The sequence below is a fragment of the Tautonia plasticadhaerens genome (genome assembly GCF_007752535.1).
Classification (GTDB): domain Bacteria; phylum Planctomycetota; class Planctomycetia; order Isosphaerales; family Isosphaeraceae; genus Tautonia; species Tautonia plasticadhaerens.
In genome coordinates this window covers 1993497-2013608 of sequence record NZ_CP036426.1, presented here as the reverse complement: position 1 = coordinate 2013608, position 20112 = coordinate 1993497, and the positions used below count along the sequence as shown (strand labels likewise).

Sequence of the window (20112 nt, the reverse complement as noted above, 5' to 3'; positions counted from 1 at the left end):
AGGTGCTGCGCCGGATCGTCGAGCGGGCCGAGCAGCGGAAGGCCCGACTCGCCTTCCTCGACGGGTCGGGGTCCCCGCTCGAGCCGGTGGCCCGCCGCACCTACGCCCCCGGGGGAAAGGCCCCGATCCAGGGGGCGTGGCATCGCAAGGGCCGGATCTCGGCGATCAGCGCCGTGGCCGTCAGCCCGGTGCGGCGGCGGCCCAACCTCGTCTTCCTGCTGCTGCCGGACAATGCCAACGCCCACGGCAGGGACACGACCGCCTTCCTGGCCCAGTTGCGGGGCCGGCCCCGGGGGCCGATGACGATCCTCTGGGACCAGAGCAAGATCCATGAGCGATCGTCGGTCGTGAAGGCGTACCTGGCGAGGCACCCGGGGATCGTCACCGAGGACTTCCCCGGCTATGCCCCCGAGGCGAACCCCGACGAGGGGGTCTGGGGTTGGACCAAGTACCACCGGCTGCCGAACTATGCCCCCGAGGACACGAACGAGCTACGCACCCACCTGTGGCACGAGTTGTCGTCCCTGCGGAGGCGTCGTGACCTGCTCGCCTCCTTCGTCAGGCACGCCGAAATACCCCTGACACTCCAGTTGTAGCCACCGTCTCGTTTGCCATGCTGGAGTCAGTAATAAACAATGCCGAAGAGTGGACCCCAACCTCCACGGGGGGTGAATCTCAATGCTTTTTGCTCGCTATGCAAATCTATGTATTCCATGGGGGTGCGGCCGATGTCAGAGTCCCGGACAGTCCCCCCTGCTCCGCCTCATCCCCCCTCGTTTCGCCTCATTCGTGGGGAAATTTTCAGGGAGATTTTTAATCCATGTCATCGTATATTCTGAAAAGTTGGCTCCGCAGGCTTTCCGCTGTCGATCGTCTCCATTCTCAGAAACCTAGTGGTCGTCCGCTATTGAGTTGCCGGGTATAGTCGGTGCAGTTTGATCCGGGCATCCGCCGTGGTGAACTGCCACCGAATGCCCACCATCCGCTCGTTGCGGTCCTCCTCCCACGCCGCGACCTCCCGCTTCAGTTCCTCGCTCGACCCGATCCGCCGGTCCAGGCACTGCCTCGCCAGCACCGACAGTTCGATCTCCGCCATGTTCAGCCAACTCCCGTGCTTCGGCGTGTGGTGGATCTCCAACTTCCCGGCGATCCGACGGGCCCGCTCCGGCGGGAACGCCTCGTACAGCGAGGCGATCTTGTGCGTGTTCAGGTTGTCCATCACCAGCACGACCTTCTCCGCCTCCTCGTGCACCTCCTCCACCAGCCAACGCACCACCTCGGCGAAGTCCAACGCCGTCCGACGCTCGGTGACGTGGACCGCACGCCACCCCAGCAGCGGCATCGTCACCATGAACAGGTTGGCCGTCCCGTTGCGGACGTATTCGTGATCGAACCGCTCGAGCCGCCCTGGCGCTGCCGGGATCGGCACGACCGTCTCGCCGATCAGTTGCTTGCTCGCCTCGTCGAGGCAGACCAGCGGTCGCGTCTCGTCGTAGGGCCGGTGGTAGACCTCCAGCACGTCCTCCATCGCCGCCACGAACTCGGCGTTCGCCTCCGGCGGGATGCACCACTGCTGCTTCAGATGCGGCCTCAGTTCGCTTTTTTCAAAGAGCGGCGCACCGTCTCGTCGGAGATCGAGGGGACGATCTCCAACTCGACGAGCTTGTCGGCCAGCAATCGCATCGTCCAGGCCTTGCGGCCGTCGGGGGGCTCCGAGCAGGCCAGGGCGATCAACTTCGCCTCGGCCCGGCCGTCGAGGGCCCGCTGGCGGCTGGGACGGGCCTGCGTCTTGCGGACCAGGGCGGCCTCCAGGCCCTGCTCGACGAACCGCTGGCGGACCCGCTCGATGGTGGCGACAGAGACCTCGACGGCCTCGGCGATGCGGTCGTCGGGCCAGGCGGGCCCGCCCTCGGCGGCATCAGCCTTGAGGAGGATGCGGGCATGGGCCAGTTTCAGAGCGGAGGCCTTGCCGGCGGAGATGAGATCGAGGAGGGCCTGGCGTTCGTCGGCGGTGAGCGTCACGATGTACTTCTTCATGTCGATGCTCCTGAAGCGGTTAGGGCTCCAGGAGAACCGATTGCAGCCCATCCCTCAAGTCGTCAGTGGCCGACCACTAGAAGGGTTCCGTGCGCCGCCGCTCCCTCCCGTGGCGAATGTCTCGTCTTCGTTCGGCCCGCGCTCTCTGCGTCTACGACTTCGCCAGCTTGGCGTACGCGGCATGGATCAACTTGGTGTCCCGCTCGAGGTCTGCGATCTCGTCTGAGGAGAGGTTTTGGTAGCGATCCGGGTGGAACTTCGTGATCAATCGGCGGTAGGCGGCCTTGATCTCCTTGATCGAGGAGTCGCGGGCGACCCCCAGGATTTCCCAGGGCGAGGAATCTGCATCGAACCCCTTCCACCCGAGGGCTAGAGGGGACTCGCCGTCCGGACGTCGGTGTTCGGTCGTTTCGCGGAGCGTCGTCTTTCCGAGCCTGCGGGCTTCGGACACTTCTCTGTCAAAATAGAAGTAGCCGATTCGCCCGTCGGCGTACCGCGACCTGAAGATTCGACGGCCCCGGCTGTCCCTTCCGAGGATGCAGTAATAGGAGGGCATCTCGTCCATGTCCAAGATTGGTTGCGGATCGACTTCGTCGAGGTCGACGTCGGGGTCGGCTCCCCTTCGGTGACCGAAGAGCAGGATCATCGGGATCCGCCATGCCAGGCAAAGGGCATGCTTGAGGAACGAGCAGAATAGGCAGAGGGCTAACAGCGCGGCAACGAGACGAACGAAATCCATGGCCACCTCAATGAATTACTCTGTGCGGCAAATTAGTCACCCTGCACGGCAAGTCAAGTAAAACGAGAAGTCCGTCCTCCCCCCACCCTCGTATGCTCATCTCTTATTATGATCGGCGGCCGATTAGTCGCCGTCGTCTCGTTCGCCCGACACGCGGTCCGCGTGATGGGCCCTCGGGATCCGCTGAAGCGTCACCTTCCACAGCGAGCCCTTCGCCCCTTTGCCGTCGTGTTGATGCCGCTCGAGGGAGGAGGAGGCCCTGGAGGTCGCCGAAGCTCCCGCTCAATGCTCCCTGCGGATGAGGGCCACCAGCCGGTCGTAATCCACCGGCTTGACGAGGTGGTGGTTGAATCCGGCATCGCGCGAACGCTTCCTCGCCGCCTCTTCCCCGTAGCCCGAGACGTCGATGATCGTCGCGTCGGTGAAGCCCTCGGCCCGCAGCCTCTCGGCCACCTCGTAGCCGTCCATCCCGGGCAGGCCGATGTCCAGGAGCACGAACTCGGGCCGGTGCCGCAGCGCCGCCTCGATCGCCGAGGGGCCGTCTAGCGCCGCCTCGACGTCGTGGCCCAGCATCGTGAGGAGCCTCACCAGTCCGCGGGCGGAGTCCTCGTTGTCGTCGACCACCAGCACGCGTGCGCCCGTCTGCGGTCGCTCCACTCCCCCGGCGGCCTTCGCGGGCCGCTCCGCTCTGGGGGCCCCCACGGCGGGGAGCCGGACGGTGAACTCGCTCCCCTTGCCGACGCCATCGCTCCGGGCCGTGACGCTGCCGCCGTGCATCTCGACGAGATTCTTGACGAGCGTGAGCCCGATCCCCAGGCCCCCTTCCGTGCGGGCGATCGAGCGGTCCCCCTGTGCGAAGAGCTGGAACATCTCGGGGATCTTCTCGGGCGGGATGCCGCTGCCGTTGTCGGCCACGGTGATGGCGACCGAGCCGGCGTCGGGCCGGGCCGAGAGCGTGATCTTGCCGCCCGCCTCGGTGTACTTGGCCGCGTTGTTGAGCAGGTTCACGACGACCTGCTCGAGCCGCTGAGGGTCGGCCGAGACCCACATGGGGTGGGAGGAGTGGGCGATGGTGAGGTCGTGCCCCCGGTCGTCGATCAGCGGTCGCACGGTCTCGACCGCGTCGCCGAGGACGGGGAGCACATCCAGGGTCTCCTTCTTGAGCTCGATCTTGCCGCGCGTGATGCGCGAGACGTCGAGCAGGTCGTCGATCATCCGCGTGAGCGACTGCACGTGCTTGTCGATGACGTCCTTGGCCCACTCCAGGTGCTCAGGCGCCTGGCTCCTCCGGACCACCTGCACGGCGTTCCCGACGGCGGAGAGCGGGTTCCTGAGCTCGTGGGCCAGCATCGCCAGGAACTCGTCCTTCTTCCGGTCCGACTCGCGCAGCGACTCCTCCGCCTTCACCTGCACGTCGATGTCGGTGCACGTGCCGAACCATTTGACGATGGTGCCCGAGTCGCCGCGGATGGGAGTTCCCCGGGTCTTGAACCACCGGTAGCCGCCGTCGGCCCCCCGGATCCGATAATTGACGTCGTAGGTCGCGCGGTCCTGGACCGCGTCCATCCAGACCTTCAGCGTCCGCTCGCGGTCGTCCGGATGGATCACGAGCGAGAGCCAGGCGAGGCCGAGTTGGTCTTCCTCGAGGATGCCGGTGTAGTCGACCCACTGGCGGCTCAGGTAGTCGCAGCGCCCGTCGGGGAGGCAGGTCCAGAAGAGCTGCTGCACGTTCTCGGCCAGCGTCCGGTAGCGTTGCTCGCTCTCGCGAAGACCCCTCACGGCCCTCGCCCGCTCGAGCGACTCCCAGACCCGGGACACCACCAACTGGACGAGCTCGACTTCCTCCGGGGTCCAGCCTCGCGGGGTCGTCTGGTGGACCGCCATCGCGGCCGTGAACCTGCCCGCCTTGTGGAGCGGGACACAGATGACCGCCCGGATGGTCGTGGCCCGGTACGCGGGCAGGTCGTCCGGGCCGATTCGAGGATCCGTGTCGGTATCGGTGACGACGTACGGCTCGTTTGCGAGCATCTGCCGGGCGCACTCGCGCCCGAACGCGGCGACCGGCCAGCGGCCGACGATGCTCGGCACATCCCGCAGGTAATTGCCCGTGATGACGAAGACGTCCTCGCCCTCGACTTCGGCGTAGGCGCAGCGGTCGACGCCCAGGTGCTCGCCAAGGAGCCGTGCCGTGAGCGATGTAATCGCGGAGGGTTCGGAGAGGGGCCGCGTTTCGGCATCGAGCTCCGCGAGGAAGCGGAGCTTCGCTTCGCTGCGGCGGATCGCTTCTCCGGATCGCTCGAGTTCCTCGAGATGGCGGTGGATCTCGTACTGCTTCTCCCTCGCCGACAGTGCGGCGCGGACGGCGCTGACAAGCGGCTCGATACGGACCGGTCGCTCAAGGAGCACCACGCTCGGGAGCGAGCGTAAGATCGGACCCACCTGCGAGAGCCCCGGCCTGCCGGAAGAGAAGACGATGAGCGGCAGGCTCGACCACGCCGGCTGCCTGGCGAGTATCTCGAGCAGCCCCCTCGCGTCGTCGGAGGCGAAGAACTCCTCCATCAGGACCAGGGTCCCTGCGCCCGCCTCGATCGCTTCGGAGAGCCTTGAGAACGAGTCGAAGACGGCCGACTCGATCCCCGACTCGGCCAGGATGCTCTGGGCCATCGCGGCGTCCCGGGGCGTGGGCGCGAGCATGAGCACGCGCCGCGCGAGCCGACGCCCTTCGTCGGAATCGTCAGGCATCGCCCGCCTCCCCCTCCACCAGGGGCCTCACCTTCCCCTCGTACTGCGGGACGCCGGTCAGGATGCCGCGGAAATCCCGGAGCGGCTCGCCGACCTGCACGCCACTCTTCGTGATGAGCAGCTCACGCAAGCTCCGCTCGTGCGGGCCGGTCCGCTTCTTGAAGACGCTCACGGCCTGGCGGATCTGGGCGTCGACCTCGAAGTAGCGGAGCAGGAGCACGGTGTCGGCGAGGTAGCTGACGTCCAGCTCCGCCGCGTTGGCCATGAGGAGCCCGTGCTGCGCCACGACGACGATCGTCACCACCCCTTTTTGGTTCAGGTACGAGAAGAGCTCGTGGAGGTGCGTGGTCAGGAACCGCTCCTCGGGCATCGCCGAGAGGTAGCCGTTCAAGCTGTCGATCACGATGACCTTTGCCCCCTCCTCGACGACGCGACTCACCTTGTCGGCGAACTCGCCCGGTGAGAGCTCGGCCGGGTCGACTTGCTGGGCGTGGAGCTGACCCGACGCGATGTGCCCGCGAATGCCGTCCAGGCAAAGCTTTTCCGACCGGGCGAAGAGGGTCTCGATGACCTCGTCGAAGGTGAAGACCGCGGCCCTTCGCCCCTCCTTCAGGGCCTTGGCGACGTACTGCATCCCGATGGTCGACTTGCCCACGCCGGCCGGGCCGAGGAGGAGCGTCGTCGTGCCGGCCTGGAGACCGCCCTCGAGCATCTTGTCGAGGTTTGCGACCCCGCTCGCGAACATTTTTGGCTCGAACCGGTCGTGGTGCTCGGCCGCGACGAGCCGCGGGTGCACGACCACCCCTCCCTTGCGAATCTCGTAGTCGTGGTAGCCGTCCCGGAAGTCCGCCCCGCGGACCTTCGTGACGCTCAGGCGCCGCCTGGCTCCCCCGTACCCCGGGAGGTATTTTTCGAGGACGATGTTGCCCCCCACCAGGCTCTCGGGCTGGATATGACCCATGGGGTTCGAGCGGTCGTCGAGGAGGAGGACCGTCGTCCCCTGCTGCTCGAAGTGGTGCTTGAGGGACAGGAGCTGCCGGCGGTAGCGGAGCGGATCGGCGGCGAGGAGCCGGAGCTCCGAGAGGCCGTCGAAGACGAGGTGCTGGGGCTTCGTGCGCTCGACCTCGGCGAGGATCTGACGTGTCGTCTCCCCGAGCTCGACCTCCGAGGGGTGGAAGACGACGTAGTCGGACTTCCCGGCCAGGTTGAAGTCGGCCCGGGTGAGGTCGCAGATCTCGACCGAATCAAGGGCCCACCCGTGCGAGCGGCACGCAAGCTCGAGGTCGGCCTTGGTCTCGGTGAGAGTCACGTAGAGGCCGGGCTCGCCCCGCCGCCCGCACTCCATGAGATACTGGAGCGCGAAGGTCGTCTTCCCCGAACCCGGGTCGCCCTGCAGGAGATAGAAGCCGCGCCTGAGGAAGCCGCCCCCGAGGACATAGTCTAGGCCGGGGACCCCGGTCGGGACGCAGGTGTCGTGGGGTGCGCAGTTCTCATCCATCTCAGTTCCGTTCCTCTGTCGTCCGCGGCATGATGCGTCGCGAAGGCGTAGACCGCCGAACGACCCACCATCGCAACTCGCAGGCCGCACCTCGATGACGGGGCGCAGGCCGGCCGGGCGAAAGCCCACGGCGGGCGTTTCCGGTCATTCGCGAGGTCCCATTATACGAAGCCGGTTTCCGCCCCGCGCCACCGCTGGGGCCATGGTGGCCCCGTGGCCGACGGTGGCACTCAGCCGGCCCTCGAGCAGGAGAAAAAGTCGACGAGGATCCTCTGACGCGTGACCTTCCAGAGCGAGCCCTTGGCGTCGCTCCCCTCGTGGAACTGCTTCTGGAGGAACGCCGGTGCGGCGGCGACGGCCGCGGCCTCGAAGTCGCGCCTCGCCCCCTCATCGAGCGCGGCCCAGAATGCCTCGAATGCAACGGCCTCCGGCTTCAGGGACTCTTCCGGCGGATCCGACTTGGCGCGAGGAGGAGGCGCGGCGGCCGTGTCCCGCCGGGGCGTGGCCGCCGGCACAGCCACCGCCTCGGCGTCGGTATAGTTGTGGACAATAGCCGAGTAGAGCCAACCGGCGCGATTGCGAATCGCGCCCTCGCCTCCCCGAGTCTTCAGGCCATCGAAGAGCCGCACCTTCTCCTCGATGCGCGACGACGGGTGATGCGAGACGAGCTTGCGGGCGCTGCGCGGCGTGATGCCACGCGCGACCAGCTCGCTCACGAGCGAGTCGTCGCCCTCCTGCGGGATGACGGCGAGCTTCTTCGCCGCCTTGACGAACACGGCCTTCCAGTTTGCCCGGGGGAGCCTCAGGAACCGCTCGGCGTCGGCGAGCGGCGCGAGGAACCCGCGGGCCTCGATCTCCCTCACCGCCGGCAGGAGCTTTCGCTTGAGCTCCGAGTTCGAGTAGTTCTTCGAGAGCCCGATGTGCTCGCAGGCGAAGGTCTGCAGGTCGAACTCCCAGCGGCCCTTGTGGTAGAAACGCTTGTCGAGGAAGCGGAACATGCGCTTCGAGATCGCGGAATCGAGCGACTTGAAGAAGTCGAAGTCGAGCGACTTGATGTACCCGGACTTGAAGCTCTGGAAGACCGTCTCGTTCCAGACGAAGGACGAGAGCGCCTTCTCGGGCGAGCCCTTCGCCATCTTGCGCCGCCTGGCGATGCGCTCCCGGTCGAAGACGGTCACCTGGTCGATCACGTGGAAGGTCTCGTTGACCCAGCACTGCTCCTCCTTCGACCACCAGGCCTTCCTGTACTGGAGCGTCACCCCGGTCCATCTGTTGAGCGAGTCCTCGATCCGCTTGTACGACTTCGACTCGTCCCTCCAGCCCAGGAGCTTGATCAGCTCGTAGCGCGAGAAGTGGACCTTCCTGTCGGTGAAGCCCTGGTCGCACGAGAGCTGCATCAGGCCGAGCAAAACCTCGTCGTCGAGCGCAGTCGGTAGCCCGAACTTGTCGGCCGCCGTGATGGTGAGCGTCCTCGCGACGGGCTTGCCGGAGGAGGGGTCGAAGATCTCGTCGGTGAACTCGAGGGTCTTCTGGTTCTCGGCGACGGTGTCCGAGACCGATGCGATCGGGAACTCGGCGAAATTGAGCTCGTCGCGGTATCTCTGGGGCCCGTGCCGGTGGGGGAGGATCTCCGCTACGCCTTCCTTGGACATGTTCCCCTCCCCTCAACCGAAAAGACGGCACCACGAGTTGATGTGTTATTGCACGAGTTATTAGATACAGAGTTACGGGCCGAAAAAGGCAGCGGGACCAAGCACTTACGAGGTGGTTTTATGCCCGGAATCCCGGTACTGGCGGGCTCATTCGTGCCCCAAATCCCGGTGCCCGTATGCCCCGGATCACGGTAAACGAATGCCCGAAATCCCGGTAGCGATGTGCCCCGAATCCCGGTAGCGCGTCCGGCCACGCCCTCGGTAGCGGCATGCCCCAAATCCCGGTACGAATGTGCTCGAAATCCCGGTAGGCCCCTCGCCTCTCCGCCGACGGCATGCTCTTCTCGGAATGCCTCCAATCCCGGTAGCGGCCTGCATGTAAGAGGAGCAATGGGCCCCGCTCGGAGATCCGAAGCCTTGAGGCACTCCTCCCCGACCCGTCTGAGTTCGCCGGGAGCGTGAGCTGCTCGTTGTCGCTCGAAAGCCTTGGGGCCCATTTCTGTTCAACGCGTGATACTTTAATTCGCTTTTAGCATCTAGCAGCACTCTCTCGGGCTGTCATGGCAAAAAACACGCGGGTATTCCGGAGTACCGGAGCGCCGGAATACTCAAGTGCCATCGCCGAACCCGGTCCTCCGGACCTCCGGGGTATCCAAGGACGCGTTGGAGAGCGGTGTGTGCCGGGGTTCCGGAGCTCCGGGGGACAAGCGAGGGTCGACCAGATTGCTTCGTTCGTCCTGTCTCCCGGAGTTCCGGTGCTCCGGAGAACCCCACCATGTCGCGTTTTATCCGGTCTCCCGGTACTCCGGAGGTCTCGATGCGCGGCTTCGGCTATTCCGGACCTCCGGAGGATTGAGGATTGAGGTTGGCACCGCGAGCGGCGGCTGCCGGGAAGGGTCGCACCCCGCGCCTCGTCTCCTCCGGAACACCGGACCACAGCAGGCTTTCAGAATCGAAAATCTTGCTGGAGACCTCCGGTACTCCGGGGGACTGCGCTCTCATTTTGAGCGATGCGGCGCGGCATGGAGGTTTTACTAGTCCGAACCGACGGCACGGTTCGCATCGAAGGCCCCTGGCTTCGCCGAGGAGCGGCTTTAGTACTACTCCGTTAGCCACTACGAACCAGCCCCGGGGTCTTGTTCGTACCAGGTGGTATGAGCAAGACCTACACCCCCGAACTCGACCCCGAGGCCCTCTCACGCCTCGACGCCTACGCCGCCCGCTTCCGCGACGCCTTCGCCCTCGATCGGCCCGCCCGCTGGTGCCCGGTCTATCTCCGCGGCCTGATCACCGACGGCGAGCGCAAGAGCATCGAGCCGCTCTCCCGACGCGTCCCCCTGCCGCCCGAGCTGGCCGTCAAGGACCCCGAGCAGGCGCTGCAGCAGTTCGTCAGCCAGAGCCCCTGGGACGAGCAGGCGGCCTGGAAGCGCTACAGGGCCGTCATGGCCGAGTGCTTCGCCGACCCGGCCGGCATCTTCGTCATCGACGACACGACCTTCCCCAAGCAGGGCAAGCACTCCGTCGGGGTGCAGCGTCAGCACTGCGGCGCGCTGGGCAAGAAGGCCAACTGCCAGTGCGCCGTCTCGGTGCACTACGTCAGCCCGAAGGGGCACTGCCCGCTCGACCTGCGGCTGTACCTGCCGGAGAGCTGGCTGGGGGACGAGGCGCGCCTCGACCGGGCGGGCGTGCCCGAGCCGGAGCGGCGGATGCTGACCAAGGGGCAGATCGCCTTGGAGCTGCTGGACCGGGTCCGTGGCGAGGGGCTGCCGGGGCAGCTGGTGCTGGCCGACGCCGGCTACGGCGTCTCCGGGCCGTCCCGCGCCGGCCTGGCCGAGCGTGGCCTGCACTATATCGTCGGCGTCACCGACGAGTTGGTGGTCTTCACCGAGGAGCCCCGGTGGATCGAGCCGACGGCCGCGACGGGCGGCCGCCCGCAGAAGCGGCCCCGCCTGGCCGAGGGATCCCCCCGGCCGGTCAGCCTGAGGGAGCTGGCCTCGCGGACGCCGCGGCGGAAGGTCACCTGGCGCGAAGGGACGAAGGGCCCGATGTCGGGCCGCTTCGCCTGGCTGCGGGTCTGGCCGGGGCACGGCTGGGCCACCGGCGACTGTGCCGGCGAGGAGCCGCTCTGGCTGCTGATCGAGGAGCAGGCCGACGGCAAGCTCAAGTACGCCTTCAGCGACCTGCCGGCGGGCACCAGCCGCCTGCGGGCAGTGCGGCTGTGGCGGAGCCGCTGGCCGGTGGAGCAGGGCTACCAGCAGATGAAGGAGGAACTCGGGCTGGACCACTTCGAGGGCCGCTCCTGGCGCGGGTTCCACCACCACGCCTGCCTGGTGATGCTGGCCTACGGCTTCCTGGCACTCGAGCAGCGGCGAGCCCGCCGGGGTCGACCCCGGCCGGGCAAAAGGGGGGGCGCCGAGGTCCGGTGATCACGCTGCCGTCGATCCGCCGGGCGCTGCAACGCCTGCTGGCCCCGATCTGCCGGCACGACTGCCCCTACTGCCGGGGACTCGTCGACCCACCTCCCGAGCAACTAACGGAGTAGTATTAGGGCGTGGGGGTCGGGCTCACGTCGTCCCCGGGCATCGCGACGTTCCAGCGGCCGCTCGGGTATGCCCGAAATCCCGGTACATCGGGGCGCGCACGACACCAATCGCCCGGGACTCCTCCGGAATACCGGAGGAGTCGCTGCCGGAGATCGGCCCCGACACGGGGAGGCGTCCCAGGTAGTCGGGGCTTGGGAGCCACGGGCCGGGGTCGAGCTTCGGCAAACGGCCCGTGCTCCGGAGCTCCGGTAGTCCGGAGGAGACGCAGCCCGCAGATCCGCGCTCGGTCTCGTGCGGCTATCCCGGAATGCCGGAGCTCCGGAACACTCGGCGACTCCATCCGATACATGACTCCCGGCGGCCGTCTCCCGGAGTTCCGGAATACCGGAAAACTCGCCTGCCGGCTCATTTTCCGTCTTGCCCGGAATTCCGGTGCTCCGGAATACTGCGGGCCAGCAACGATTATTTTTTTGAAAACGCGTTTTTGCTTATGAGATTCCGGGAAACCCAGGTCATCGTCTTCGCGAATCAGAAGGGAGGGTGCGGCAAGACCTCGAGCACCATCTCGACGGCCGCCGCCTTTGCCTCGCTCGGCTACTCGGCATGCGTGATCGACACCGACCCGCAGTGCAACTCGACCGACAATTTGGGGATCGACCCCGACGAGACGCTCAGACAGGGGAAGTACACGCTGGCCGACGCGTACCTCTCGAAGGTGCCGTGCTCGCGCATCGCCGTCGCGCCCGAGGGACGCTTCGACGGGATGATCTCGGTGGTCCCGGGGCACCGGGCGCTCTCCTCGGTCTCGGCACGCCTCGAGAACGAGGTCCTGACGCTCCTGACCGACGAGAACTCGAGCGACCTGGACGGCGAGGATCTTCGCCGCGAGCACCGCATGCGACTCAAACGCTCGATCGACAGCTTGCGCGGCCACTACGACGTGGTGCTGATCGACACGCCCCCGAACCTCGACTTCCTGATGACCTCGGCCCTCATCGCCGCCGACTGGTACATCGTGCCCGCGTTCCCGAGCGGCTACGATTTGAAGGGACTCGAGGTGCTCACGCGTACGATCGACAAGGTCAGGAAGCAGTACAACCCGAAGCTCAATCTTGCTGGGGTGCTGCTCGGCAACTACGACCGGACGACCTCGCTCGACCGCCAGGTGCACGACCTCCTGAAGCAACGCTTCACGCCGGCGCTGGTCTTCGCGACCACGATCGCCCGGAGTGTGCGGTATCGTGAGGCCACGATGAGCCGCATCACCATCTTCGAGCACCCGGAGGGCAAGGAACAGGCCGCCCAGTACGCCGGGCTCGTCAAGGAGATGGTCAACCGAGGCGCCAAGGGTGCGTTCGGCGCGACCCTCAATCCGCTCCCCGACGTCAAGACCGTCGAATCCGTGATCGGCGAGGACCAGGCTGCTCAGGAGGTGGTCAATGGCTAAGTTCAAGCCCGGCATCCCCGACAGCTTCACCCTCGACGTGACGCCCGTGAGCGACCTCGGCGACTACCTCGACGAGCCGAGCCCGATGCCGCAGCGGCGGCCCAAGGCGCCGGCCCCCGAACGGGAAGAGGGGAGGGCAGCGGTCGTCGCGAGCGAGACGATCCCGGTGGCGAACGCTCCGCAAGCCGTGGTCGTCCCGCCCACCCGGGCCGCCGAGCCGGCCACGCCGGCGGTCGCCCGGCCGGTGACGCCTGCATCGTCCTATCAAGCCGCCGCGGCGCCGCCCGTTGCCGAGACGCCGCCGATCAGATTGCGGGAGGAGCGGGTGATCCCGCAGGTCGCGCCATCTCCCACGCCCGTCCCGCTGTCCTCCGGAATACCGGAACGCTCATCCGCGATGAATGAGGACCGGCTGCCCAAGCCCAAGGCCCCGCGGCGCGAGATCAGCATGACGCCGGAGACCCTCCGCATGTCCGACGAGCTGCTCGAGGTGATCCGGAGCGGGAGCGGCCAGCGGGACACGAAGGCCAATGAGTTGTTCCACGCGCTCGTGCTCCTCGTTCACGAGGCGATGGACGAGCTCGACCCGCACATGATCCCCAAACGCGGCCGGTGGGGGACTCCGACGGCGCGGGCGTATCCGCTCGAGCTCAAGAACGCCTTCCTGAGGGCGTTGCTCAGGAAGTACGGCGCGGAATCCGCAGCCTGATCGAACGCGGGGTGATGGCGTATCGCAACGTCCGGCGGGAGGCAGCATGGACAAGCCGAGCTACCTGAACTTCGACAAGTCCAAATACCACTGGCGGCCCGACGTGGACTACCGGGCCCATCCCGAGGCCTACCGGGTCGGCAAGGGCGAGCAGGGCGTCCTGATCTGCGAGCCGTACAAGGGCGAGCTCGTGCCCCACTGGCGGTTCAAGACGCCCGAGATCGCCCGCGCCAGCAGCGAGGCCATCTACGAGATGTTCCTCGCGTATCTCGGGCAGGGCGACTTCGTCGGCGCCGACATGGCCAGGAAGTTCCTCCAGATGGGGTTCACCCGCGCCAGGCGCTACGCCAACTACAAGGGCGGGCGGAAGTACGACCCCGGGGACAAGCATCAGCTCGAGCAGGGGACGGGCGACCCGGTGAAGGCCGAGTGTGCCCGCATCTTCTACGAGGCGTGGCGGAGGGCTGAGGCAAAACCGGCTTACGCGAAACAGAAGGCGGCCTGGAAGCAGGACCGCGGATGACGCCGAGTCGATGGAATAACCGATCTGGGGAGGACACGCGCCGGAAGTCTTGGCAGGCACCTCAACATGCTTCTGTCAGCCCCGAGCCACGGCGGCCTACTCGCGTTCTTCACGGCCTCCAACCGAGCATGACGACGGCCCGATGATGGGCACACAGCACGAAACTCGAACGAAACCCGTCAGCGGTGATGGGCGTCCCGTGCCGGTCCGCCATCGCCGCTCGAACCAGAACATTCCGGTGGAAAAGGGAAGCGGCGGCACGTCGGCGAGGCACTTCCTGGCTCGTCGCGTGCCGCTGCTCCCGTTCAAGGCTCAACGAAAGGCGCGTTCTGCTTCCGCCACGATTGCATCGAGCTTCTTCTGCAGCGCCCTCGTCTCCTTCAAGAGCTCGGTGGCCGTAGAGGGCGCATCTCTGGCAGCTTCCCCCAGGCGATCGAGATCGCCCCGGGCCTGCCAGAGCTCGATCGACGTCAGGAGGCCTCCCACCGCCGTCCGGATGACGCCGAGGATCTCGGAAGGCCTGCTGGACCGGCCGAGCCCCGCCATGCCCTGCGCGGTGGGCTTCCGCCCGGTCGAGGAGGGCCCCGGCTCGTCGTGAGTTTGCCTGGTCCTGCGCGTCTGCGCCTGCATGGCCTGGACGATGGTCAGCTTGGCCTTGGCCGCCGTCTGCCCCCGCGCACGTTTGAAGAGCGTGATCTGCTCCTCGTGGGAGAACTGGGCGAGGAGGAGCGCCATCTGCTTGGTCATCTGTTCGGCCTTGCCGACCTTGGGCTCGAGCCTGGCCTGCAGGTCGGGGTGGAGGTCGAGGAAGACGAGATGCTGCTGCACGAAGGCGACCGAGCGGCCGATCGTGTCGGCGATCTCCTGGAGCGTCGCCCCGTTCTCCCTCAGCCGGCCGCAGCCGTGTGCGTACTCCATCGGCGTGTTGTTGGCGCGGCCGCAGTTGGCCACGAACGAGAGCAGGAACTGCTCCTCGGGGCCGGACACCTCGCGGACCTCGACCCTCAGGGTATCGATCTCCGCGATCTGGACGGCGTGCCAGCGCCTCTGCCCGTCGATCAACTCGAACTGGTGGGACGGGTCTGTGATCGGGCAGACGAGCGCGGGCTGGAGCTGCCCGACCTGGCGGATGCTCCGCGCGAGCTCAAGGAGCGCCACTTCGTCGAAATAGTGCCGAGGCTGGTCGGCGAAGGGGCGGATCAGCGTCCAGGGCACGTCGAGCGTGGACCCGGCCCTGACTTCCCCGTTGCTGCCGAGGGCTGCGCTCAGGGATCCCTCCCGGGTTTGAGCACGTGAAAACCGACAAAACCCCCTTCGGGTTTCGTGCTGTCTACCCGGGTCGAATCCAAAGAGCGGCGCGATCCCCAAGGCTCGCTGAGCGAGAGACACTAGTATGTGCGCAATCTGGAATCCAGGCTTAGGATCGCCGCGGTCGTCACCACGGCCGCCCTCGTAGCAGGATCCCATCATCGGGGGGGCGTCTCACCGATACTGCCTCGTGCGAGTCGGTGCTCGTTCGCGGTCGAGTCCGACGGCCATGACGCCGGGAATTTGCATCGGGTACAAATAGTGCAAGCGTCCTCGCCATGGTCACCAATCCCGGCTCGTCTCCCGACTTCCGCGCCCTCTTCGAGGCCGTGCCGACCCCGTTCCTCGTGCTCCGGCCCGACGAGCACTTCACCATCGTCGCCGTGAGCGACTCCTACCTCCGGGCCACACTCACCACGCGGGACGGCCTCGTCGGCCTGGGGCTCTTCGAGGCCTTCCCCGACAATCCCGACGACCCGGGCGCCACCGGCGTGCGGAACCTCCGGGCCTCGCTCGAGCGGGTCCTCTTGACCCGGGCGCCGGACCGCATGCCCATCCAGAAATACGACATCCCCGTGCCCGGCGGCGGCTTCGAGGAGCGGCACTGGAGCCCGCTCAACACGCCGGTCCTGTCGCCCGGGGGCGAGGTCGCCCACATCCTCCACCACGTCGAGGACGTCACGGAGGTCGTCCGCCTGCGGAGGGAAGGCTCGGAGCAGAAGCTCGTGGAGGCGAGCTTGAGGGCATCCGGCGAGTGGTTCTCCACGACCCTCAACAGCATCGGCGACGCGGTCATCGCCACCGACTTCGCGGGCCGGGTCGTGTTCATGAACGCCGTCGCCGAGCACTTGACCGGCTGGAGTATTTCCCAGGTGTCCGGCAGGCCGCTCGACGCGGTCTTCGTCATCCTCAACGAGGCGACCCGAGCCCCCGTGCCCAGCCCGGTCGACGCGGTCTTTGCGACCGGCAGGATTCAGGGGCTGGCCAATCACACTGTGCTCGTGGCGAAGGATGGGTCCGAGCACGTCATCGAGGACAGCGCCGCCCCCATCCTCGGCAACGACGGCCGAATCACGGGGGTCGTCCTCGTCTTCCACGACGCGAGCGAGCAGCGGCGGGCCGAGCGGGCGTTAAGCCGGAGCGAGGAGCAGTACCGGACGCTCTTCACGTCGATCGACGAGGGCTATTGCGTCATCGAGATGCTCTACGACGGCGACCGGCCCGCGGATTACCGGTTCCTGGAGGTCAACCCGGCCTTCGAGAAGCAGTCCGGGTTGCGGGACGCGACGGGCAAGCGGATGCGCGAGCTGAATCCCGGCCACGAGGACCACTGGTTCGAGGCCTATGACCGGGTGGCCAGGACGGGCGAGCCGATCCGGTTCGAGAACGAGGCGAAGGGCCTCGAGGGCCGCTGGTTCGACCTCTACGCCTTCCGGCTCGGCGAGCCTGAGCAGCGCCGGGTCGCCGTCCTCTTCAGCGACATCACCGAGCGGAAGCGCCTGGAACGCACGCTCCGGCACCGCGTGGAGGACCTCGCCCAGGCCGACCGGCGGAAGGACGAGTTCCTCGCCATGCTCGCCCACGAATTGCGGAACCCGCTGTCGGCCATCGGCAACGCCGTGACGCTCTCGACCAAGAGCGGCCTCCAGGAGCACATCGAGTGGTCGATGGAGGTCATCACCCGGCAGATGAGGCACCTGACCCGGCTCATCGACGACCTGCTGGACGTCTCCAGAATCAACCGGGGCAAGATCGAGCTCAGGCGAGATGTCCTCGACCTGGCCCCCGTCCTCGAAGGGGCCGCCGCCACGGTCAGGCCGCTCATCGAGGAGCGCAGGCACACCTTCCGAATCGCGATGGACCGGGGCGACCTGTGGGCCGATGTCGACCCGACCCGGATGGAACAGGTGGTGGTGAACCTCCTGAACAACGCGGCCAAGTACAGCGAGAACGGCGGGAACATCCTCCTCCGGGCCCGCCCTCAAGGGGACGAGATCGTCATCTCAGTCGGGGACCAGGGCGTCGGCATCCCTACCGGGCAGCTGGCGCAGATCTTCGAGCTGTTCGTCCAGGGAGACCGCTCGCTCGCCCGGAGTGAGGGGGGCCTGGGGATCGGCCTGACGGTCGTCAAGAAACTGGTCGAGCTGCACGGCGGGACGGTCGCGGCCACGAGCCAGGGCCTCGGCAGGGGAAGCGAGTTCACGGTGCGGCTCCCCAGGGTCCCCCGGCCCGTCGCCCCGGCGCCGGCGAACTTCGCCCCGACCGCCGTGGAGGCGCGATCGTCCCGAATCCTCGTCGTCGATGACAATGTCGACACGGCCCGGGGCATGGCCTGCCTGCTGGAGCTCCTCGGCCATGAGGTGGCGGTCGCCCACGACGGCCCCGAGGGCATCGAGACGGCAAGGAGACACCGGCCGGATTTCGTGCTGCTCGACATCGGCCTGCCCGGCATGGACGGCTATGAGGTGGCCACGCGGCTCCGGCACGAGGAGTGCTGCCGGGACGCGGTCATCATCGCCGTCACGGGCTACGGCCAGGACGAGGACCGCCGCCGCTCGAAGGAGGCGGGATTCGACCACCACCTCATCAAGCCGCTCGACCACGAAGCCCTCGTCTCGCTCCTCTCGGCCGGGGCGAGCGGCCGCTGAAATCGGCGACCGAGGTCCGGGGGACCGAGGAGGCTCGTTGCCCGGGTGTCATTCCCGTGCCTCGGGCTAATTATTCCCCCGCCACGGGTTGATGCTGCGGCAACGCTCGCTTTGAAGTCGTCCTCGTTCTGAACCGCCGCGGCCACCGCCGCATCAGACGCGGGCTTCCGCCGCTCGGATAGCGCACGTATCGAGCAGCGCATTCACAAATCCACATCCCGCATCGGGCTCTTGTCGCGTTCCAGGTCGTGCCTTTCGAGCGATGGGCCGCTCATGAGGAAATCCTTGAAGCTCCGACGCTGTCCGGTCAGCTCGGCGTACGTCTCGGCCGAGATGACGACCACCGTATCGTTCCGGCGGGTGATGGTCTGCGGCCCCTCGTTGAGTGCCCGATTCACGACCACGCTCAATCGGTTCTTCGCCTCGGCAAGCTTCCATTTCATGAGAGTGTCTCGCTCTGCCTAGCCAGCCTGGTTATCTTGTCAGGGCATACATTTTCGAGTCAATCGAGATTGCCTTACACCTTCTTTAATGACCAACACGAAGCCCGCCCCGGGTGCAGGATGGCCCCAGCGATGAGGCCGTTTGCGTGTCCAGCGGCATCCTCACCAGGGTCACTCGCGCTCAAGAAATCTTCACGAGGGCTTGCCGCTGGACGGACGGGTCGAGGTTCCGATACCTCTCCTCGTCTCATTGGTCGTGTGTCCGATGATCGGCGCCGCGGCGGGGACGGGGAGTCGTCCTTCCGCCCCAAGGGCCCTCGCCCGCGGGCCGATCAGCCGAACACGCTCTTCATCGCCTCCCGCTGCACCGAGGGATAGAGGTGCCGGTATCGCCGACGCTGCTCGTCGGTCTGGTGCCCGACCCACTCGTCGATGATGCGTTGGTCGAGGCCCTTGGAGGCGCAGGCCGAGATGAACGAGTGGCGGAGGCAGTGGAGCCCGGGCATGATCGACCAGGCGGTGCCGGTTATGGTGCGGCGGAAATGGTCCGAGACCTCATGCTCGGTGAGGGGCAGGATCCCGGGCCGGGCGCGTTCCGTGACGCCCTCGAGGCGTCCCTTCAGCGAGCTGGGCCGTGCGTCGCCCGTCGCGTGGCCGGTGGTTCGGCTTCGCTTCTTGGATCGGGCGACCTCCTCGGCGTGTGCGAAGAGGGACGGGCCGCCGGGGTGCTCGGCGAGCCATCCTTCGAGGATCCCGGCGAGGGCGGTCGAGAGCGAGACCCGCCGGGTCGTCCGCTTCCCCTTGATGCGCTTCCTCTCGCGGACGGTCAGGACCAGGGCGTCCAGGTCGACGTCCGCCTTCCTCGCCCGCACCAGCTCGCTCCGCCTCAGGCCCGCGTGGGCGGCGGTGGCGACGAGCGGGAAGATCCACGGGTGGGCGGCCCCCGAGCGGACGACCCCGAGGAACGCCTCGATCTCGGGGAGGGTCAGGTCGAGGGCGTCCCAGAGCTCATCCCGCCGCGTGTCGTCGAGCCCGTCCAGCTGCCGCTCGATCTCGGAGCGGGTCTGGAACGGCGGCTTCTCGTCGACCTTGGGATAGACCAGGCCCTTCACGGGGCACGTCCCGGAGAGGAGCTTGAGTCGTACGCCCCAGTTCCAGGCGGTGCGGAGCGTCGAGAGCTCCTTGGCGGCGGTGACGGGGGAGACGCCCGGGCACCTGCGGTCGACGTGCCGCTGGAGGTCGGCGAGCTCGGTCGTGCGGGGGTCGAACTTCGCCCCGAGGGTCTCCACGACGTGGTCCAGGTGGATACGCGCCGTGTAGAGGGACTTCGCCTCGTGGGCGGCCCCGTGGGCCGAGAGGTACGCGTCCCGCAGCTCGGCGAGGGTGAGCGTCTGCGACGCCATCTGCCGTGCGAGCGGGGCGGGGGGCTGCCCGTCGTGCCTGACGAAGGCCGCGACGTCGACGCCGTCGGGTAACTTCAGGACCCCGCGTTCGAGGAGATCCACGATCTCCTGGGCCCTGCTCGCCCTCGCCTCGGCCTGGGCGGGTGTCACCCGGCCCACCGAGAAGGTGTGGCGGCGTCTCCGCCAGTAGAACTGGCAGTACCAGCAGTTGCCCTTCTTCTGGAGCGAGGCCATCGGGCCCTCCTTCGGGCCAACGCCACCCCCACGTCACCCCAGCATCGGCAGAAGAATCGCAGAAGAATGAGTTCTGCCAAAGCGAAAGGGGCTAGGGCTCGTCGCCCTAACCCCTTGCCGCGTCAAGTGCCGAAGAGAGGACTCGAACCTCCACCCGGGGTGAACCGGACTAGGACCTGAACCTAG

Annotated in this window: 14 protein-coding genes; 6 read left to right on the top strand and 8 right to left on the bottom strand. The window is 67.2% G+C overall.

The window, feature by feature from the left end:
* The first annotated feature begins 2 nt into the window (after positions 1-2).
* Positions 3-596: a transposase gene (locus tag ElP_RS07750; protein WP_145268066.1), complete on the top strand. Its 594-nt coding sequence runs from the start codon at positions 3-5 to the stop codon at positions 594-596.
* A 308-nt stretch (positions 597-904) separates the two neighbouring features.
* Here ElP_RS07750 and ElP_RS07745 read toward each other — a convergent pair.
* The 5 genes from ElP_RS07745 to ElP_RS07725 form a co-directional block, all read right to left on the bottom strand.
* Positions 905-2037, bottom strand: a protein-coding gene (locus ElP_RS07745) for an IS630 family transposase (protein ID WP_145268065.1) whose coding sequence is annotated in 2 segments (ribosomal slippage) — positions 905-1599 and positions 1599-2037 — 1134 coding nt in all. Because the reading frame shifts where the segments join, the coding sequence is not laid out codon by codon here.
* 151 nt (positions 2038-2188) lie between these two features.
* Positions 2189-2683, bottom strand: a complete 495-nt coding sequence (locus ElP_RS07740; protein WP_197446800.1) for a J domain-containing protein — start codon at positions 2681-2683, stop codon at positions 2189-2191.
* A 375-nt stretch (positions 2684-3058) separates the two neighbouring features.
* Positions 3059-5518, bottom strand: coding sequence for an ATP-binding protein (locus tag ElP_RS07735; RefSeq protein WP_145268063.1), 2460 nt, complete (start codon positions 5516-5518; stop codon positions 3059-3061).
* Positions 5511-7016, bottom strand: a complete 1506-nt coding sequence (locus ElP_RS07730; RefSeq protein WP_145268062.1) for an ATPase domain-containing protein — start codon at positions 7014-7016, stop codon at positions 5511-5513. The genes ElP_RS07735 and ElP_RS07730 overlap by 8 nt, the downstream gene beginning before the upstream one ends.
* 230 nt (positions 7017-7246) lie before the next feature.
* Positions 7247-8668 carry a replication initiator protein A gene (locus tag ElP_RS07725; protein ID WP_145268061.1) on the bottom strand — a complete coding sequence of 474 codons (1422 nt, stop codon included), beginning with the start codon at positions 8666-8668 and terminating at the stop codon, positions 7247-7249.
* Between the two features lie 1154 nt (positions 8669-9822).
* Between ElP_RS07725 and ElP_RS07720 the strand changes: the two genes are divergently transcribed.
* The 4 genes from ElP_RS07720 (at position 9823) to ElP_RS07705 (ending at position 13890) form a co-directional block, all read left to right on the top strand.
* Positions 9823-11094: an IS701 family transposase gene (locus ElP_RS07720; RefSeq protein ID WP_145267817.1), complete on the top strand. Its 1272-nt coding sequence runs from the start codon at positions 9823-9825 to the stop codon at positions 11092-11094.
* Positions 11095-11701: 607 nt separating this feature from the next.
* A complete protein-coding gene (locus ElP_RS07715) occupies positions 11702-12658 on the top strand; it encodes a ParA family protein (RefSeq protein WP_197446799.1) in 957 nt (318 codons plus the stop codon).
* The gene (locus ElP_RS07710) at positions 12651-13367 is read left to right on the top strand and encodes a hypothetical protein (protein ID WP_145268059.1); all 717 of its coding nucleotides are present in this window, start codon (positions 12651-12653) and stop codon (positions 13365-13367) included. The genes ElP_RS07715 and ElP_RS07710 overlap by 8 nt, the downstream gene beginning before the upstream one ends.
* Before the next feature lie 46 nt (positions 13368-13413).
* Positions 13414-13890, top strand: coding sequence for a DUF4385 domain-containing protein (locus tag ElP_RS07705; RefSeq protein ID WP_145268058.1), 477 nt, complete (start codon positions 13414-13416; stop codon positions 13888-13890).
* Positions 13891-14202: 312 nt separating this feature from the next.
* On the opposite strand, the gene ElP_RS07700 is transcribed toward ElP_RS07705, so the two are convergent.
* Positions 14203-15105 (bottom strand): ParB/RepB/Spo0J family partition protein, encoded by a 903-nt coding sequence (locus tag ElP_RS07700; protein ID WP_197446798.1) that lies wholly within the window; start codon positions 15103-15105, stop codon positions 14203-14205.
* Positions 15106-15476: 371 nt separating this feature from the next.
* On the opposite strand from ElP_RS07700, the gene ElP_RS07695 reads away from it, so the two are divergent.
* The gene (locus ElP_RS07695) at positions 15477-17846 is read left to right on the top strand and encodes a hybrid sensor histidine kinase/response regulator (RefSeq protein WP_145268056.1); all 2370 of its coding nucleotides are present in this window, start codon (positions 15477-15479) and stop codon (positions 17844-17846) included.
* A 203-nt stretch (positions 17847-18049) separates the two neighbouring features.
* Here the strand turns inward: ElP_RS07695 and ElP_RS07690 are convergent, their stop codons facing one another.
* Together ElP_RS07690 and ElP_RS07685 are read right to left on the bottom strand one after the other, a co-directional pair.
* Entirely contained in the window at positions 18050-18289 is a 240-nt protein-coding gene (locus ElP_RS07690; RefSeq protein ID WP_145268055.1) for a type II toxin-antitoxin system prevent-host-death family antitoxin, read from the bottom strand.
* A gap of 332 nt (positions 18290-18621) precedes the next feature.
* Positions 18622-19926 carry a tyrosine-type recombinase/integrase gene (locus tag ElP_RS07685; protein ID WP_145268054.1) on the bottom strand — a complete coding sequence of 435 codons (1305 nt, stop codon included), beginning with the start codon at positions 19924-19926 and terminating at the stop codon, positions 18622-18624.
* Between the last annotated feature and the right edge of the window lie 186 nt (positions 19927-20112).